General features: G+C 38.9%; 13 protein-coding genes. 9 read left to right on the top strand and 4 right to left on the bottom strand.

Going from position 1 to position 15805, the window contains the following annotated elements:
* Positions 1-223: 223 nt before the first annotated feature.
* On the bottom strand, positions 224-562 hold the full coding sequence (locus tag AACW45_RS21165) for a hypothetical protein (RefSeq protein WP_190634503.1): 339 nt from the start codon (positions 560-562) through the stop codon (positions 224-226).
* Between the two features lie 222 nt (positions 563-784).
* Entirely contained in the window at positions 785-1147 is a 363-nt protein-coding gene (locus tag AACW45_RS21160; protein ID WP_096642073.1) for a Lin0512 family protein, read from the bottom strand.
* A 355-nt stretch (positions 1148-1502) separates the two neighbouring features.
* Here AACW45_RS21160 and AACW45_RS21155 point away from each other — a divergent pair, with 355 nt between their 5' ends.
* The 3 genes from AACW45_RS21155 to AACW45_RS21145 all read left to right on the top strand — a co-directional run bounded on the left by AACW45_RS21155 (position 1503) and on the right by AACW45_RS21145 (position 6298).
* Positions 1503-2540, top strand: coding sequence for a S66 peptidase family protein (locus AACW45_RS21155; protein WP_242045735.1), 1038 nt, complete (start codon positions 1503-1505; stop codon positions 2538-2540).
* A 623-nt stretch (positions 2541-3163) separates the two neighbouring features.
* Entirely contained in the window at positions 3164-4396 is a 1233-nt protein-coding gene (locus AACW45_RS21150) for a hypothetical protein (protein ID WP_190634501.1), read from the top strand.
* Between the two features lie 561 nt (positions 4397-4957).
* On the top strand, positions 4958-6298 hold the full coding sequence (locus AACW45_RS21145) for a hypothetical protein (protein ID WP_199331188.1): 1341 nt from the start codon (positions 4958-4960) through the stop codon (positions 6296-6298).
* A 674-nt stretch (positions 6299-6972) separates the two neighbouring features.
* On the opposite strand, the gene AACW45_RS21140 is transcribed toward AACW45_RS21145, so the two are convergent.
* A complete protein-coding gene (locus tag AACW45_RS21140) occupies positions 6973-7575 on the bottom strand; it encodes a DedA family protein (protein WP_190634499.1) in 603 nt (200 codons plus the stop codon).
* Between the two features lie 121 nt (positions 7576-7696).
* On the opposite strand from AACW45_RS21140, the gene AACW45_RS21135 reads away from it, so the two are divergent.
* Entirely contained in the window at positions 7697-8479 is a 783-nt protein-coding gene (locus AACW45_RS21135) for an ABC transporter permease (RefSeq protein WP_190634498.1), read from the top strand.
* A 3-nt stretch (positions 8480-8482) separates the two neighbouring features.
* Here AACW45_RS21135 and AACW45_RS21130 read toward each other — a convergent pair whose 3' ends face one another.
* Positions 8483-9121 carry a Uma2 family endonuclease gene (locus AACW45_RS21130; protein WP_190634496.1) on the bottom strand — a complete coding sequence of 213 codons (639 nt, stop codon included), beginning with the start codon at positions 9119-9121 and terminating at the stop codon, positions 8483-8485.
* Positions 9122-9422: 301 nt separating this feature from the next.
* Between AACW45_RS21130 and AACW45_RS21125 the strand changes: the two genes are divergently transcribed.
* The 5 genes from AACW45_RS21125 (at position 9423) to AACW45_RS21105 (ending at position 15741) form a co-directional block, all read left to right on the top strand.
* Positions 9423-10850: an alkaline phosphatase PhoX gene (locus tag AACW45_RS21125; RefSeq protein WP_190634494.1), complete on the top strand. Its 1428-nt coding sequence runs from the start codon at positions 9423-9425 to the stop codon at positions 10848-10850.
* Positions 10851-11375: 525 nt separating this feature from the next.
* Positions 11376-12305 (top strand): methylenetetrahydrofolate reductase, encoded by a 930-nt coding sequence (locus AACW45_RS21120; protein ID WP_190634492.1) that lies wholly within the window; start codon positions 11376-11378, stop codon positions 12303-12305.
* A 236-nt stretch (positions 12306-12541) separates the two neighbouring features.
* Complete coding sequence (locus AACW45_RS21115) at positions 12542-13669, top strand: DUF262 domain-containing protein (RefSeq protein ID WP_373462097.1); 1128 nt, start codon at positions 12542-12544, stop codon at positions 13667-13669.
* Positions 13666-14778, top strand: a complete 1113-nt coding sequence (locus AACW45_RS21110; RefSeq protein ID WP_190634489.1) for an AAA family ATPase — start codon at positions 13666-13668, stop codon at positions 14776-14778. The genes AACW45_RS21115 and AACW45_RS21110 overlap by 4 nt, the downstream gene beginning before the upstream one ends.
* Before the next feature lie 3 nt (positions 14779-14781).
* Entirely contained in the window at positions 14782-15741 is a 960-nt protein-coding gene (locus tag AACW45_RS21105) for a hypothetical protein (protein ID WP_190634487.1), read from the top strand.
* Positions 15742-15805: the final 64 nt, after the last annotated feature.

Below are 15805 nucleotides of genomic sequence, written 5' to 3'. Positions count from 1 at the left end.
AATACCCCAGACAGGATATAAATTTAAAATTTCCTATCAATGATAAAGGATGTATGTATAGCACATTGAGCCTCAGTACAATCGCTGAGAATTCATAAAAATTTTGGAGACGACAATATTATAGTAGGGACATAACCAATAGGTTGTGTCCCTACCAACAAACTGTATTTTTTTCCAGAGTCTAATTGTTGATTCCTTCAGCTATCAAGGCGGATTTGAGAAATTAGTCTTCATCAAGTGCTGGGAAAGCTTCTTCAAATTGCCATAACTCATCTTTGTGTGCCATAAACCAAATCCGAGTTTCTGGTGTCAATTTGCTCCAAATGTTTTCCACAGGAACATGGGGAGATGCATAGCGATACTCTTCTCCCAAAGATTTGAGATTATCTGCTACGTCAAGAGGAATCCCAAAATCGCGCCAGTCAACTTTGACATTTCTACCAGAAAGTCCGGCTGCGGGGTCAAAAATTAATTGTGCAGTTCTGATTAAATCAGCAAAATGGTTGGGTTTCAGTCCGATGATTTGCTGAATTTGGGAAGATTCATTATGCTGTTGAGACATTGTCGCTGGAGTGGTGAAGATAGATCGTAGGTAGAACTTACCGCCAGAGATTTTTATCCCAATTCTCCGATTTTAATCTCCAGCCACTCAGGCAAATGGTTTAGGTTGGACAAGTCGTGATTTTGAAAACGTAGCGGCGCTACATACAGCATATTTCCGATCAATGAGGTACGCGCTTTGGGGTATGGCAGTGCCAGTGCCCCTACAATCAACGATCGTTATTTATTTATCGATAAAAACGGTAACAGCAGCAACGGCTATCAACATTTCGTCATTTTTATCGTTAAGAGAGGGAATTGCTCGTCCCTGCACTACCATGCCTCCAGATTCTACAGTCAGAGTTTTGCGCCCAAAGGGAAGTACAGCTAATACTTCCTCTGAGTTGACTTGTTCTGGGTATGGTACGGCTACTTGTACTTCTACAATCATCTCATTAGGGTCAGTTAAACCTGCTACTTCCCAAACTCCAGGTAAAGCATTATGAGCGATCGCATTTCTTACCGCCCTGGCTGCTGCTACTGTTGGTTCTTGTCCATGTTGATCAATTCCCATCCCCATTTCAATTATCAACCGTTTTTTGACCATTGATATTTCCCAAGCTCATTTACAGTATATTTTCAGTTAAATAAAGTATCCGGCTAAAAGTCAACTTAACGCGAAACCCAGTTACCGCAAGGAACTGAAGTTCCTTGCTCATAGCCAAAGTCATCTCAAGATGACTAAATATCCTCAAAATTTTGAGTCTACTTTAGTAGGGGCGGGTTCACAGATATGCTCCCATAATTCACGACTATCTCGCTTAACCCGCCCCTACTTGGGCTATGAGCCTGAGAATTTATTCTCAGGCGGGCAACAAAGCTAAGACAGAGGCTATTTTTAGCTTAAGTTAATACCCATGCCCAATGCCCACTCGCCCTGAGCGAAGCCGAAGGGATGCCCCATGCCCCATGCCCAATACCCAATGCCTAATCGCCGTCAATTTCTCACAAACTTCGGACTTGCTACCTTAGCGACTCAGTTACAACCGTTAACTGCTCAAGGTAAACTCTCTCCCCAGATGATGCTTAAGCCCCCACGCTTGCAAACAGGCGATACTGTGGGCTTAATTGCCCCTGCGGCTGTTGTGGATGCAAAACATGTGGAAACAGCACAGCGCAACTTTGCAGATTTAGGTTTAAAAGTCAAGTTAGGTAAACATATTTTAGATCGTTATGGTTATTTAGCGGGGAAAGATAGCGATCGCGCTTTTGACATAAACTCTATGTTTACCGATAAATCTGTAAAAGCGATTATGGCGATGCGCGGCGGTTGGGGTTGTAATCGCCTGTTACCTTTACTCAACTATACTAATATCCGCTCCCATCCCAAAATTTTGATGGGCTACAGCGATATTACTTCTTTATTATTAGCTATTAACGCCCGCAGCCGCATTATTACTTTTCACGGCCCGGTGGCAATTTCAACCTGGAATCAGTTTACCCTAGATTACCTTCAGCGTATTCTGTTTACCGGGGAAGCAATGACAATGCAAAACCCCACCACCAACACCTGGCAATTTTCCCCCATTGCACCGGGGAAAGCTCAAGGTAAACTTGTAGGCGGTAATTTATCGGTACTAGCAGCAATGGTAGGTTCGCCTTATCTTCCGGCTTGGAACCAAACAATTCTTTTTTTGGAAGACATCGGTGAAGATATCTACCGTATAGACCGAATGCTCACCCAATTAAAAAATGCTGGTATACTACATCGCATTGCTGGCTTGATTTTTGGACAATGTACTAACTGTAGTCTAGGCGATGAACCAAATTTTACTGTAATGCAAGTATTACAAGACCACATTGGCCCCTTTGGTATTCCTGCTTGGTATGGTGCGGCAATTGGTCATATTCCAGATAAATTTACCTTGCCAGTTGGTGTCAATGTGGAAATCAATGCCAATCTTGGCACAATTCAGATGTTAGAACCAGCCGTTACTTAGGGAACGCCAAAAAATAAATTATGCCAAATTGTAGGGGCTTCAGGGCATGGCAGTGCCAGTGCCCCTACAATCAACGAAGGCTTTTACGTCATTTTTACGTAAGTCCTGTATCTAACCCAGGACTAATGACTATTGTACAGACAAGGGTTATCGCGTCTCTAATGACCATCTTTTCTAGAGAAATTTAACTTTACATTATAAAAAACCTAGATAAATTCATAAAAAATTTATTTATCAGGTTTAAATAAGTGCATTCCCTATTGTTTGGTTAAATTAGACAAAAAACTAGCCAAAATGGCTAGATTATTTTGCAAGATGAATTATGCTAGATATAAGCGAGCATAAAACACTACTTGCTAAACAATATTTGTTTAAATTAACTAGCTAACAAAATCTCAAAAAGAAACTAAATATCCAATAATTTATTTGTAGAAATAAATTTGCCCTATTGATGTGTAAATGCTAGCTTTTGGTGATTAATCAAGTTGCCAAACATATAGTTAAATCACTTATTTAATCATTAAGTAGGTGAATAATTAACTGCATATATATAAGTCTAAGTTGTGGCTTAATTGCCATAACTTAAAAGTGATGCAGCAAATTAAAATGAAAAGGATTGTTTTATGACCAACATAAACTTAGCTAAAGTCAGGTTTAGTAATAATTCTGATGTCCTCAATCCAGGTGCGGCAATATACAATCCCAAATCCTCTTATGTAGATACTTTGGGCGGCGATGATAAAATCACTGGTACTGCCAATGTAAGTCGTGGTTTTGAAGTATATAGCTTTGTTGGAGCTAAAGCTAGCAGAGGACAATTCGCGATCGCTTCTGCTGAGTTGAGTGGTAAGGCTGATGTTGAAGTCTATGGGATTAAAAACGAAGGAACTATCAATACAAATAATGGCTTAGATGTCATTAAAGGTAGTGCCAAGGCTAACATTAGCGCTACAGCCGAGTCAGTATCTCAAGCCATAGCCTTTGCTAGAAGAGCAGATGCTGTAGCCATCACCAATGCTTTTGCCTCTATTAACATCAAAGCTACTGCCGAAGGAATTGATAATTCCTTGGGTCATATTCATACTGGTAAAAATAACGATACCATAATTGGCGATGCTGAAGGCTCAGTCTCAGCGATCGCATTAGCTACCGCAGTGGCGATAGCTGAAGCGCCAATCTCTCATGGAGTCACAGCTTTTGCTAAAGCAATGGCTACAAGTTTAGCCAAAGCCAGCATTACAGCCACCGGGATAAATAATAGTCGGGGTGAAATTAGCACTGGAGACGGTAACGATACCATTAATGCTACTGCCACATCTAGCGCCGGTGCTTTTGCAGGTACTATTAGTGCTGCCATAGCCAATGCTACTGGTGAGAATAAAGCTTTAGCAGAGGCGCTTGTATCTGCTACCGCTAAAGCCACTGATAAAGCGATCGCTATCAACAACAGTGGCGGCAAAATTGATACCGGGGTAGGAGACGATACAATTATTGCCAAAGCTACTGGCTCTGACTCTTATGGTATATTTGGTGGTAGTATAAATACAGGTCACGGAAACGACCGGATCTTCGCCTCTAGTTTTGGTGGTGGCGTTAACATTGATATGGGTGCAGGTAACGACTCTGTTAAAGGTTTCGGTGCAGCTCAAATAAATGGTGGTCTAGGTTGGGATACACTCGACTTATCTGACTACAATTTCAAAGATTTTCAGATTAAGTTTGGTGGTATTTTTGGTATTAGCCTCAACAATAGTGTCAGTTTTCAACTTGATGGCGTTACCTTAAATACTACTGGCTTTGAGCAATTTAACTTTGCTGATGCTAGTTACAATCCTCTTGAATTAAGGCTTGCTTAATTTCTCACGCTTAATGCTTTCATCGAGAATTTAAAATTTCTCGGATTTTTGGAACTCTCTTATTTTTAAGATATTGATGTTGGCCGTTAAATTTTAACAGCCAACAATTATTATGGGTGCTTTTATCGACAAGTAATTTTAGATTTTAAATTTTAGATTTTGGATTGATGCTACGGGAGCATCCCAATTTTGCCAAAATAAAATTTGTAGTGGGAGTATCTTGCTCCCTAACTTCTAGGAAGCTGGCTAGAAGCCAGCACTACAAAATAAATTTACACATTTGGGATGCTTCCGATGCTACAAATAAATCTAGGGGCTTTTACCATCAAATCAATATTGATCAATTCATTTTGGCTTTAGGGTTAGAGAACAAAATTCTCTCAATCCAAAATCTCAAACTGAAAATCTAAAATTTGCTAATTTACCTTGGGAATTTATTTCCCGAAGGAATTCGCCTGCTGCAAACCAACTGAGATTTTAAGTTTTGCATCTTCAAGCCAAAATTTAAAATCTAAAACTTGGTGCAAATTCATGCTGTAAATCAATATAGAGGATAATTTTATGACAGCCTTAAACTTAAACAGAATCAGGTTTAGCAATAACGCGGATGTTGTTAATCAAAATAGAGCAATATACAATCCCCGATTTGCTTATGTAAATACATTAAACGGAGATGATAGAATCATCGGGACTTCTAGCATTAGCGCTGATTTTGGTTTAGGAGTTTATGTCGAGCTAGAAACAGGAAAAAGTAAGGGGAGATCCTTGGAAGTTCCCAATGCTAAAGCTGCTATTTCTACCTATGGGATTAAAAATGAAGGAGTGATTCATACCAATGATGGTAACGATGTAGTTAGAGGTAGAGCAATAGCAAATATCGGCGTCCTTGCAGAGACAGTATCTCAAGCTATAGCTATTGCAGAGAAACGAGATGCAACAGCCATTGCTAGTGCTTTTGCATCCCTTAATGTCAATGCTAATGTTAACGGAATTGATAACTCATGGGGGGGAATTTACACAGGTAAAGGCGATGACTCTGTCAGTGGTGATACTGAAGGTTCGATTAGTGCGGTAGCCATAGCTACTGTAGATGCTACAAGTATCGTAGAAGTTATCTGCAAAACCCCAGCCTCTGACACTCTGACAGCTTTTGCTCAAGCAGTAGCCACAAGTTTAGCCACAGGAAGCATCACCGCCACGGGGATTAGGAATACTAGCGGAACAATTTTCACTGGTAAGGGTGATGATACTCTCAGCGCGAGTGCTACTACTAGTACTGCTGGCTTGTCCGCAACTTATAGTTCGGCTTTTGCAAATGCAACATCCGATAATCAAGCTTTAGCATTGGCTGTTGCTCAAGCTAGTACTGAAGTTAATGATAAAGCGATCGCTATTGACAACACTAGGGGCTGGATTGCTACTGGTCGCGGAGACGATATTATAGAAGCTACCGCTAAAGCTTATCAAACCGCGATCGCCATTGACAACAATCGCGGCTCAATTCATACCGGGCTTGGTAACGATAAAATCATTGCCAAAGCTACAGGAGACAACAGTTACGGCATATTTGGCGGCACTATTGATACAGGTAGAGGAAACGATACCTTAATTGCCTCTAGTTTAGGCGGTGGCGTACAGATAAACTTAGGAGAAGGTGACGACTTTTTACAAGGATTTGGTCAGGCTATAATTGATGGTGGCAGAGGTTTCGATACAATCAGTTTTGACGCTTACAACATTGGAAATTTTGAGATTAGTTTTGGTATTTATAATAGGCAGAATAGTGTAATTTTTCAACTAGATGGCATCAGCGCGATCGCCACTGGTTTTGAGCAATTTAATTTTGCCAATGGCAGTTACAGCTACAACGATTTAATCTCTCACAATAGAGCTAATACTTAATCCTTTCTTTAATTGGCGATGATTTTGAGGAATAAAATCCTCACCATTAAATAATATCGTTGATTGTAGGGGCACTGGCACTGCCATGCCCCCAAGCTACAAATTATCGTTGATTGTAGGGGCACTGGCACTGCCATGCCCCCAAGCGCGTACCTAATTTACCTGAAATATACTGTCTAATTTAGTAGACACAATTATAAATAAAATGCCGATTAATAAATGGTAAACAAAAGCAGTTTTTACCAGATATTTACTGCCTTAATAGTCGTGTAAAAATAAGTTAAACAATTTAATATTTGTAGTTTGGGCATCTTGCCCACACTTAATTTTAATTATGGGAATTCCCCTGTTGCCCGTTGCCCGTTCCCTGTTCCCTCTTAACTGATATTTACTGCCTTAATAGTCGTGTAAAAATAAGTTAAACAATTTAATATTTGTAGTTTGGGCATCTTGCCCACACTTAATTTTAATTATGGGAATTTCCCTGTTGCCCGTTGCCCGTTCCCTGTTCCCTCTTAACTGATATTTACTGCCTTAATAGTCGTGTAAAAATAAGTTAAATAATTTAATATTTGTAGTTTGGGCAGCGTTCGACTGAGCGCTCACGCCGAAGTCTTGCCAGGGCGAGCAAGATGCTCGCACTACTTATCTTTACTTGATGTTTTAAACTTACTTTACTTATTAGATTTACTTTCTTGAATTACATGAAAAATTGATGGCAGTAAAGAAACAACAATAATCAACCCGATAATTGGTAACAAGTATTTATCTACTTGTTCTGGTGGTAAAGATTTACCCAAAAAGAATCCTAAAAAAGTAATTCCAAATGTCCAGATAAAACCACCAACCAAGTTATAAGACATAAATGTCCGATAATGCATTGAACCAACACCCGCCACAATTGGCGCAAAAGTGCGGACAATGGGGACAAAACGAGCTAAAACAATAGTTTTCTTCCCATGTTTGTTGTAAAATTTTTGGGTTTTAACAATATGTTTCTTATGAAATAACCATGAATCTTCTTTACTAAATAATTTTCTACCAAATCTAAAGCCGGTAGCATAGCCAACATTATCACCAAGCACAGCACAGATAAAAGCACCAATAATTAAAATCCAAATATTTAGTAAATGTTGAGACGCAACAAAGCCAGCAGTAAACAACAAGCTATCACCAGGAAGAAAAAAACCAATCAGCAAACCAGACTCAGCAAAGATAATTCCCCACACACCAAAATAACCCAGTGATTTAATTATTTCTGGTAAATCGAAATGCATAGAATATCGAACCTCTCCAGCAGAAACATACAACATCTTAGCCTTAGGCTATTTTGGGAAACGCAAACTAATATTAAGATTACGTGAATATATTCCGTAAGTTTGCGGTAAGGGGTGGAAAATGCAGAGATATCTCAGAGTGCTAAAGCTATTTTGGATAACTGCGATCGCAGCTGAGTTGGAATATCGCATTAACTTTATTGTCGCTACCATCACCAGCTTGGGGAATCTCGCAGGTAGTCTGTTTGGCTTATTCTTGTTTTACAGCACTGGCTACAATTTTGCAGGTTGGTCATGGGATGCTGCTTTAGTTGTGCTAGGAATTTTTACCCTACTTCAAGGTTTTTCTTCTACCTTCCTCGCACCCAACTTAAATAATATAGTCCGCCACGTACAAGAAGGGACTTTAGACTTTGTTCTCCTTAAACCTATCCGCAGTCAATTTTGGCTTTCTACCCACACCCTGTCACCTTGGGGACTACCCGACTTAATTTTTGGCGGCGCGATAATTGGCTATGCAGGTAAACGCCTGGGCTTGAGTATCAATAACTATTTAGTTAGTGCAGTACCTTTATTATTAGGTTTGGTAATTCTTTACAGCCTGTGGTTTATGCTAGGTGCAACTAGCATTTGGTTTGTGAAAATATACAACGTTACCGAAGTTTTACGGGGTTTATTAGAAGCAGGCAGATACCCCATCGCTGCTTATCCTGCTGCTTATCGCTTTTTCTTTACCTTTGTGGTGCCAGTAGCTTTTTTAACCACAATTCCAGCAGAAGCAATGTTAGGACGAGGACAAATTACCTGGCTAATTGGTGGCATAATCTTGGCATTAGGACTGTTTTTAGTATCCACTTGGTTTTGGCGGTTTGCTTTGCGTTTTTATACTAGTGCTTCGAGCTAGCCCCTAAATATTATTTTTCACCCAAGTTTTAAAATTACGCATAGCTTGACTTCTGCCAATAGTTAAACACTGCTGAACATAGTCATTGACTAACTCAATAATAGGGATACCAGGAAAATTAGGACTAGATTGAGACTTGATATATTTACCTGCTTGCAGCAAATTAATTTCTAACCCTTGTTGTGTATATCGCCACAGTTCAGGAACTCCCAAAAGCTGATAATTTTCAAATCTGGTGCGGGAGGTAATATCAATTTCAATTGCTAAATCTGGTGGGGGATCTACAGTTAAATCAATGCGATTCTTCCCAATTACAGCCGCTTGATTTTGAATATAAAAACTCGTATCTGGTTCTACAGCTTGCCGCATTCGCTCATTTTTCAATGTTGTGGAACCAAAAGGTTCCAAATCTATTTGGAGTTTATCTAATAAAAGTTTGACTAAATCACCAATAAATTCTTTATCTTTTTCATGTTCTGGTAGCGGCACCATAATTTCTAACCAACCATGACTATAAGAAATGCGTGCAGCACGGCGTTCTCCCATCTCTGCTAAGATATTTTCTAATTGTTGCCAACTAACATCTTTAAGCAGCATTTGTTGACCTGGTTTGACGATAATTTGTTGCAGTTCTAAAAGCATATCGCCTCAGCAAATGGGTGTAGATATTATTTTAAATGCTGTAGCCGAATTTCGCTTTTTGTGTAAATATTACAGAATATTCTCTGTTGAATATAATAAAAGCTCGCGATCGCCGATTCGCATTTCTGGTATTTTTAAGAAATGTAAAATAATAGAAATATTCTTAAACCTAGATTAATAACTATTAAATCAGCAGATTAATACTGAAATTTGCATAGTAACTCTTAACCGTGCCTTACTAATTTATTAAAAAATAATTTTTATTGTCTTGATTAGTGCTGTTTTTCCCCAAATATTCTCAATGAACTTATCAAGACGTAATTTCTTTAAACTCGCTGGTGCGAGTGCTATTGGCGTGACTATGGTTTCTCCTCTAGAAGCATTCTATGCCAGAGTAGCTAGCGGTCACATACCCAAAGGTAGGGGTTTTGGTACATTGGAACCAAAGTTTCCTGAAAACGTATCTGAACTCAAAGACTTAGTAATTGATGGTATCAATTTAAGTTCACAACCTTTATTGAAACTACCCCCTGGATTTAAATACCGTGCGCTCTCAATTAGAACCCAAAAAATGAGCGATGGTTTTGCTGTACCAGCAGGTCATGATGGTATGGCAGCGTTTCCCGGAAAAGGCAAGACTACAATTCTAGTCCGCAATCATGAGTTAGGTACTAGTTCTCCAAATCCAGTTTCTGGCTCAATAAAATACTCAACCGAAGCACAAGGTGGAACAACGACAATTGTTATTGGGCGTAACGGCGAAGTAATCAAACAGTTTGGTTCTTTAGCAGGAACAATTCGTAACTGTGCTGGAGGCCCCACACCTTGGGATAGCTGGATTAGCTGTGAAGAAACTTTCTCTACTACTGTTGGTGGTACAAAAAAACACGGTTACAATTTTGAAGTAGTTGCTAATGCTAACAGTGGTTTAGTAACCCCAGTTCCCTTGATAGATATGGGACGCTTTAGCCATGAAGCTGTGGCTGTAGACCCAAAAACTCATTATATTTACGAAACTGAAGACCGAAGTGATAGCTGCTTTTATCGATTTGTACCTAAAGTCAAACCGAAAAAGCCTGGTGACTTAGCACGGGGTGGGACTCTGTACGCTTTGAAAATCAAAGCTTATCCCAACGGCGTAGATACAAGTAATATTAATACTCAGCTAATTCCCGTTGGCAAAGAACTGCCAGTAGAGTGGGTAAAAATTGACGATCCAGATCCCATTGAAGAAAGCAAAGCTAAAGGTTTGGGAGTGCGCTACGAAGCCCAGCGTAAAGGAGCAGCAATTTTCTTTAGAGGTGAAGGCGCTTGGTATGGTAAAGGACTAATTTACTTCATTTCTACTCAAGGTGGCCCCAAAGCTGTTGATTCTAGGGATCGCGGTAACGGTCAAGTTTGGGCATACAATCCTCGTAAAGAAACACTGACTTTGCTGATTGAAGCATCTCCAACCGGGGATGTGCTAGATGAGCCAGATAATATTACAGTTTCTCCCTTTGGCGATCTGTTCTTATGTGAAGATGGTGGCGGAGACAGCCAATATGTTGTGGGTGTAAACGAAGACGGCGAAATTTATCAGTTTGCCTTCAATAACTTAAATGATAGTGAATTTGCCGGTGCTTGCTTCTCACCCGATGGTAGAACTTTGTTTGTGAATATTCAAACTCCGGGAATTACCTATGCAATTTCTGGCCCTTGGAAGAAAAGACGCGCCTGGGATTTCTAAGGGGCTAGGGCGTGTTTGCCAACTACTCCTTTAGGAGTCGTGTAAAAATAAGTTGAACAATTTAATATTTGTAGTGCGGGCAGCGTTCGACTGAGCGCTCACGCCGAAGTCTTGCCCGCGCGAGCAAGATGCTCGCACTACTTATTTTTACTTGATGCCTTAGCCTTCTAAATTTCTTGATACCCCTAAATCCACGCCACTTGCTACCAACGGGGGAACCACCAAGGGCGCAGGGCTGCCCCTTAAAAAGGGGGACTTTGATCCCCCCTACCGCCCTTACAAAAGGGGGGTAGGGGGGATCAATAAGTTTGAAGATACAGCCAATAAATTTTCAAACAACCTCTAAAGCCCCCAGGAGGGGGTTGGGGGATCTGAGTGCGTAAGTTCTGTTAGCTTGAAACCACGAGATTTATTGATACATTCAGCATTGCCATCAGGCAACCGAGAATTTAAGGTTTACTTTATAAATCATCTCAATAGGGGTAAATTGATTTACCCTGAAAGAAACTGCAAATTCTGAATGTTATGTCTGATACTCAAAATCCGACAGTCTTGAATGGCTTTCGCCAAGCTGCACAAGCAGGCGAATTTTTAATTACTGCCGAGGTAGCACCACCTAAAGGCGGAAATCCAAAACACATGCTTGATATGGCGGCGACTCTTAAGGGGAGGGTTCATGCTGTCAATGTTACCGATGGTAGCCGAGCAGTATTGCGGATGTCTTCGTTGGTAGCTTCGGCAATTTTATTACAACATGGAATTGAACCGATTTGTCAGATGGCTTGCCGCGATCGCAATCGCATTGGTTTACAAGCAGACCTCATGGGTGCCCATGCTTTAGGTATCCATAATATCTTAGCTTTAACAGGTGACCCAGTAAAAGCTGGCGATCACCCAGATGCTAAAGGCGTCTTTGATTTAGAAGCTATTCGTCTGCTGCAACTCATTCGCAAACTTAATCAAGGTATTGATGCTAACGAACAACCTTTAACTGATGGCGCACTCGATTTATTCGTCGGTGCAGCAGTTGACCCCCAATGTGCGAGTTGGTCAGGTTTACAAAGCCGCTTTGAACGCAAATTACAAGCAGGAGCGCAATTTTTTCAAAGTCAATTAATTACAGACTTTGATAGGTTAGAAAAGTTTATGTACAGCGTAGCTGCAGGCTGTAATAAACCAATTTTAGCCGGAATTTTTCTGTTAAAATCTGCAAAAAATGCCCAATTTATTAATAAGTGCGTTCCTGGGGTAAATATTCCCCAACACATTATTGATAGGTTAGCTAAAGCCAAACACCCGCTAGAAGAAGGTGTAAAAATTGCCGCCGAACAAGTACAAATTGCACAGCAATTGTGTCAAGGCGTACACATGATGGCGGTGAAGCGAGAAGACTTGATTCCGCAAATTTTAGATTTAGCGGGAGTTAAGCCAGTTAATTTGGTGATAGACAAGTAACGATAATAAACAATAAGAGATATTGTTTTATTAAAGCAGCTGTTAAAATACAGCTGCTTTCCTATTTATAGTTGCTGTGTGCTGAGTGCGCAATCAGTATATTTTGATTCTAACTACAAAAGCCATATTATAGTACTATAAAACTAAGATATCTAAGGAATATACAATTTCTATCAAGAGCAACCAAGTAACCATATATAAGTAAGTAAATTTTTATCAACGAAAGGAGTATGATTGTGAATAATTTGAACCTTGATTTTTTTGAAAAAGATATAGAAATAGAAGATGAAGAAATTGAATCAGAAGAAGAGATAATTTCTACGCCATTTGATCCGAGCCAAATTAGAGTTGATACTCGACCAATGACTATTGACTTAGTGTTAAAAAGGATTAAATTTGATGAAATTGACTTAGCTCCTGAATTTCAACGTCATGCTGATATTTGGACACCTGCTGCTAAAAGCAGACTTATTGAATCAATTTTAATTCGTATCCCATTACCTGCATTCTACATGGATGCTACTAATGAAGATAAATGGTTAGTTATCGATGGGCTACAAAGACTGAGTGCTCTAAAAAAGTTTGCTATTGACAAAGAACTTAGGTTAAATCAACTAGAGTTCCTAATTCATCTAGAAGGCAAAAATTATGACGAATTACCACGTAATTATCAGCGTCGTATAGATGAAACTATACTTACACTTTATTTAATTGAAAAAGGAACACCACCCGAAGTTAAATATAATATTTTCAGACGAATTAACACAGGCGGGGAACCTCTATCACCGCAAGAATTACGTCATGCTTTAAATCCAGGTAAAGCCACAAAATTTTTGACCAATCTTGCAAATTCTAAAGAATTTATAAAAGTTACAAATATTAGTAAAAAACGACAACAACGGATGGATGATCATGAATTTATCCTTGGTTTTATTGCTTTTTCATTAATGCCATATCAAGATTATCCTATTCAAAAAGGCAGGGACTATTTTTTGAATGAAGCCATGATCAAAATCAACCAAATGATTGATGAACAACTAGACAAACTTGAGCAAAAGTTTAAATTTACTATGGAATTAGCTTATTCAATATTTGGAAAATATGCTTTTAGAAAGATTTTAAAAAATACTAAAAAAATGCAACCCCTCAATAAATCTTTGTTTGAAGCTTGGTCTGTTGTTTTAAGTAACCTAAATGAACAAGAAGCAGATTTAATAAAACAAAGAAAAAATAAAGTAGTAAATACATTTATAGAATATATTGACAAAGATGATGAATTTGTAAAATCTATATCTCAAGCTGCTGATAAAGTTAATTATAGATTTAATACTATTAAACAAATTGTTCAAAAAGCACTATCATGATTAATTCATTAAAATTAAAAAACTTCAAAGCCTTTGAAGATCAGTTGCTTGACTTAAAGAATTTAACCTTACTTTCTGGTCTTAACAGTACAGGTAAGTCTTCTACTTTACAAGCATTGCTCCTACTGCGTCAATCTTACCTACAGGACTTATTACCAGATAAAGGTTTAGCTCTTAATGGTGAATTCGTTTCAATTGGTACGGCGCAGGATGCGTTGTTTGAGGGAGCAAAAGATGACTCAATTGGTTTTGAATTGATGTGGACAAATGGAACACATGGTATTTGGCTTTTCAACTATAATCAAGAAGCAGATGTGCTAGCGCTTGCTTCTGAACTTACTTCCTCTAATATATATCAATTAAGTCTTTTTAACGATAAATTTCACTACCTGCAAGCAGAAAGAATTGGGACCCGAACATACTTTGAGATATCGGATTTTCAAGTGCGACAACATAAACAACTGGGGACTAAAGGAGAATATACTGCACACTTCCTCTCAATTTATAGAGATCAAGATATTCCTAATGCTAATCTTAGTCATCCCAGTGCAACTTCCCTAAATTTAAGAGATCAAGTGGAAGCATGGCTAGGAGAAATTAGTCCAGGTACACGCCTAGAAATCAAATCTAATTCAGATATGGATTTGGTAAGCTTTCAATATACCTACGGACTCAGTAATCCTTACCGCGCCACTAATGTTGGTTTTGGCATTACCTACACTTTGCCAATTATAGTGGCAGTACTCGCATCAGAACCTGATACACTTATTCTAGTTGAAAATCCTGAGGCTCATCTTCATCCTAGAGGACAAGCAAAAATGGGTGAATTGTTAGCACTTGCTGCTAGTTGTGGTGTTCAAGTAGTTATAGAAACTCATAGCGACCACGTTTTAAATGGAATTCGTCTTGCTGTTCATGATGGCAAACTTGAACCAGAAGATGTTCAATTGCACTACTTCCAACGCCAAGAAAAACAAGGACAAGCTTACACAAAAGTAGTCTCACCTCACATTGATCGGGACGGTAGAATTGACCGATGGCCTGATGGTTTTTTTGATGAATGGGAAAAAAGCTTAGATGCTTTGTTAGAACCTGTGATGGGAGATTAGAGTGTGGAGCTTGATTTAATATTAAATGAGTTGTCTCTGAGAAATCTAGCGCCAAATGAGCAAATAGCGCAACAATGGATGTCTGAGTTAATTAGAACAATTAAAACCTTTACAGCACAAGGTGTTAAGGTAAGTCTTCGCTCTAAAGAACATTTCCATACAATTATGCTGGCTCCTAATTATCCTTTACGTCGTTGGTTAAATGAGGCAGATCAATTAGAGCGAGGCTTTATCAAGGCTCTTGCTATTAAAGCGCCTTTATCACTAGATTTATCAAATTCAGCTATTCAAGATATTGAAAATAATTCTGGATTATGTGAATTCTATTATCAGGGAGAAATAGCAATTGGGCTTGGTATTGCTCATTTGCTTGATGCAATAGCCGTAAGTTTTCTATCTGATGAATGCTGGAATTTAAGCCGCTTAGAAATCGAGGCTATGCAAATTAATGAAGATGAAGACATAGTAAAAGAAACTTTAGAAATTTTTCATGCAAGCTGCGATCACCATGTACATGAACACGCAGAATGGATAAAAAACCGCATTCGTACCGGAGTATTGGATGGCGATGATCTTTGGGATAAAAGAGCAGAATTGTTTCCTAACTTAGCATTCTGTAATAATGTAGGTAACCAGTTAACAAATATCCGTACTAGACAATTAGAATTACAATCTGTTGTTAAAACATTGTTTGAGCTTCAAAACTGTTGCAAAAACTGGAAGACTGGAGCATTCAATGTAGAAGGTTATGCTCTTGATGAATCTGGAGAAAGTGAAGCAACATTGAATAAATATGGCAAACAAAGAACTTTTATTTGTCCAGATGGCAAAGAACGTTTATTTGAAAGACATATTAAATTAAGATTTTGCAACTGGCGAATTCACTTTTTGCCAATTAAACCAGGAACAATCATTATTGGCTATGTTGGTCGCCATCTTCCTACCATCAAGTATAAAACTTAGCCTAACTAAGCGATCGCTCTTTTCTTCGCCCAATTGCTAAACTAAAAAACAACCCTTACCCTTG

This window comes from Calothrix sp. FACHB-168, from assembly GCF_963889195.1.
GTDB classification, from domain to species: domain Bacteria; phylum Cyanobacteriota; class Cyanobacteriia; order Cyanobacteriales; family Nostocaceae; genus Aulosira; species Aulosira anomala_A.
Note: the sequence above shows the minus strand (reverse complement) of the source record. Positions and strands in the feature narration are given on the sequence as shown.

What these genes read in the sequence shown, in the direction of transcription:
- AACW45_RS21125 (WP_190634494.1), top strand. Translation starts at nt 9,423, where the DNA reads ATGAACTTATCAAGACGTAATTTCTTTAAACTCGCTGGTGCGAGTGCT.
- AACW45_RS21135 (WP_190634498.1), top strand. Translation starts at nt 7,697, where the DNA reads ATGCAGAGATATCTCAGAGTGCTAAAGCTATTTTGGATAACTGCGATC.
- AACW45_RS21150 (WP_190634501.1), top strand. Translation starts at nt 3,164, where the DNA reads ATGACCAACATAAACTTAGCTAAAGTCAGGTTTAGTAATAATTCTGAT.
- AACW45_RS21165 (WP_190634503.1), bottom strand. Translation starts at nt 562, where the DNA reads ATGTCTCAACAGCATAATGAATCTTCCCAAATTCAGCAAATCATCGGA.
- AACW45_RS21110 (WP_190634489.1), top strand. Translation starts at nt 13,666, where the DNA reads ATGATTAATTCATTAAAATTAAAAAACTTCAAAGCCTTTGAAGATCAG.
- AACW45_RS21155 (WP_242045735.1), top strand. Translation starts at nt 1,503, where the DNA reads ATGCCCCATGCCCAATACCCAATGCCTAATCGCCGTCAATTTCTCACA.
- AACW45_RS21120 (WP_190634492.1), top strand. Translation starts at nt 11,376, where the DNA reads ATGTCTGATACTCAAAATCCGACAGTCTTGAATGGCTTTCGCCAAGCT.
- AACW45_RS21140 (WP_190634499.1), bottom strand. Translation starts at nt 7,575, where the DNA reads ATGCATTTCGATTTACCAGAAATAATTAAATCACTGGGTTATTTTGGT.
- AACW45_RS21130 (WP_190634496.1), bottom strand. Translation starts at nt 9,121, where the DNA reads ATGCTTTTAGAACTGCAACAAATTATCGTCAAACCAGGTCAACAAATG.
- AACW45_RS21145 (WP_199331188.1), top strand. Translation starts at nt 4,958, where the DNA reads ATGACAGCCTTAAACTTAAACAGAATCAGGTTTAGCAATAACGCGGAT.
- AACW45_RS21160 (WP_096642073.1), bottom strand. Translation starts at nt 1,147, where the DNA reads ATGGTCAAAAAACGGTTGATAATTGAAATGGGGATGGGAATTGATCAA.